The following is a 2,016-nucleotide window of genomic DNA, read 5'->3' as shown; positions in this document are numbered from 1 at the left end:
CGCGGGGGATCACATCCCGGGCGCCATCGAGACGGTGATCGCGGCCGGAGTCACGATCGACGACCTCAAGGGTTTCTTCGGCGGGATCCGGGTGCGTTATTTCGGACCCCGGCCGCTCATCGAGGATGACAGCGTGCGCTCGGCATCCACCACGCTCCCCTCAACGCCGATATCGGCTACAAGCTCCGCGACGACCTGCGCCTCGGCGTCGAGATTTTCAACCTCCTCGATTCCGAGGACAGCGACATCGAGTATTTCTACGCCTCGCGCCTTTCCGGGGAACCCGCCGCGGGTGTGGACGACATCCATTTCCATCCCGTCGAGCTGCGCTCGGCGCGCGTCACCCTGAGCCTGTCGTTTTAATCAGGGCCGTTCTGAGAATGGACGGTCGGAACCGCGTCCGACGGTCTCTGGTCCGGCCAGCGCCTCACATACCCGGATGCGGCACGCTGTTCGAGGCCGCCACGCTCTCGGCGCGCAGCTTTTCGATCCACCAGTCGGCCTGGGCCTTGGTGTCCTTGTAATGCTGCGCCCGTTCGAGGGCATAGAAACAGCGTTTCTCGTCACCGGTGTGATGGCTCGCGATCCCGAGCAGCAGGTGGGCGGTGCCGGCCTGCTTGATCTCGCCCTTCTGCAAGGCGTTGTCCACGGCCTTGACGGCGCCGTTCCAGTCGCGCAGCTCGAACAAGAGCTGGGCGATGTGCAGATAGCGGTTGCCGTCGGGGGCGAGCCGGGCGGCATTCTCCAGGGCACGCACGGCGCGCTGTTTCTCCTGGGCATTCGCCCAGCTATGAGCGAGGAGGTCCCAAGTATCGAGGTTGGCCTTGATAGAGCCCTCTTCGATCTTGGTCGACAGGAACTGGGCAGCCTGGTAGGGCATGTCCACATAGGCGTACAGCCGCACGAGCTGCAGGCGCTCGGCCTCGCCGAGAAGCGCGCGGCGCTCGGCCAGCTCCAGGACGGCGAGCGCCTTATGGTTCTGATCGATTCGTTGATAGGCGCCGCTCAACTGCAGCCAGTAGTCGCGCCGCTCCGGCCAGGTCCTGAGCATGGTCTCGAGGAGCCTCGTCGCGGCCTGGTACTGGCCGCGCTCGAAGTGGCAGGCGAGCAGCATCTGATACCACGCCTCCTCGGGGGGGCGCTGGCGGGCCAGCACCTCTTCGAGATAGGGCGCGGCCGCCTCGTAGCGGTGCAAATGGAAATGGGCGGTGGCGGCGAGCTTCACGGCATCGAGCTTGGGGTCGCGCTCGTGGCGCAGCCACTCCTCCAGGTACCCGAGGCCCTCCTGATAGGCTTCCAGGTGCACCAGGAGTTGGGCGACGTTATAGGTGAGGTCGTGCGTGACCTCATCGGGGAGGGCCTTGTAGGACAGGGCCTTCTTGAAGGACTCGACGGCGTGCCGGTAGTCGTGCTGGTCGCCGTACGCATAGCCCATGACCTGGTGGGTGACCGCCAGGGCGTAGCGCTCCTCGGTCAGGGTCGGCAGGAGGGCATTGAGTTTCTCGATGGCCTCGCGCGGCTGGTGTTTGCCGATGAGCGCCCGGGCCTCGGTCAGGACCTTGTGGGCCGCTTCCGAGACCGTGGGTTTCTTGCCGCCCTCGGACTCGGCGGCCGAGGCCGGGCTCGGGGCCGAGAACAGGGCGATGAGCAGCGCTAGTACGGAAAACGTAGGCATGATCACTCCTTGGGTAGCGAGAAACGGACTTCCTGGCGCGCCCGCCGCGGCACCGCACGCCCCCCCACGATCTTGGGCTTGAACTTCCATTTCTTGACCGCGGCGAGCACCGCGTTGTCGAAGATCTCCGGCGGATCGGCGCGCACGACGGTGGCACTAAAGACCAGACCCTGGGGCGTGATGACGAACTCGACGAGCACCACGCCATTGAGCCCTGCCCGCAACGCCCGCGGCGGATAGAGCGGGTGCGTGCGGTAGAGGGGCACGACGTTCTCCTCGATCTCGAGGTCGTCGAGGTTGAAACCGAAGTCGCCGCTCGCGAGACCGGCCTCTCCGACAAA

General features: G+C 65.8%; 3 protein-coding genes. All 3 read right to left on the bottom strand.

Translation table 11 applies throughout. The annotated features are described in order from the left end of the window. Nucleotides 1–96 precede the first annotated feature (96 nt). The gene (locus M3461_20685; protein MDQ3776591.1) at nucleotides 97–315 is read right to left on the bottom strand and encodes a hypothetical protein; all 219 of its coding nucleotides are present in this window, start codon (nucleotides 313–315) and stop codon (nucleotides 97–99) included. A gap of 112 nt (nucleotides 316–427) precedes the next feature. Continuing rightward, nucleotides 428–1,675 (bottom strand): tetratricopeptide repeat protein, encoded by a 1,248-nt coding sequence (locus tag M3461_20680; protein ID MDQ3776590.1) that lies wholly within the window; start codon nucleotides 1,673–1,675, stop codon nucleotides 428–430. Between the two features lie 2 nt (nucleotides 1,676–1,677). After that, nucleotides 1,678–2,016 (bottom strand): energy transducer TonB (locus M3461_20675; protein MDQ3776589.1); only part of this gene is annotated, 339 nt, incomplete at its 5' end.

The sequence above is a fragment of the Pseudomonadota bacterium genome (genome assembly GCA_030860485.1).
Classification (GTDB): Bacteria; Pseudomonadota; Gammaproteobacteria; order JACCXJ01; family JACCXJ01; genus JACCXJ01.
This window is presented reverse-complemented; position numbering and strand designations above follow the sequence as displayed.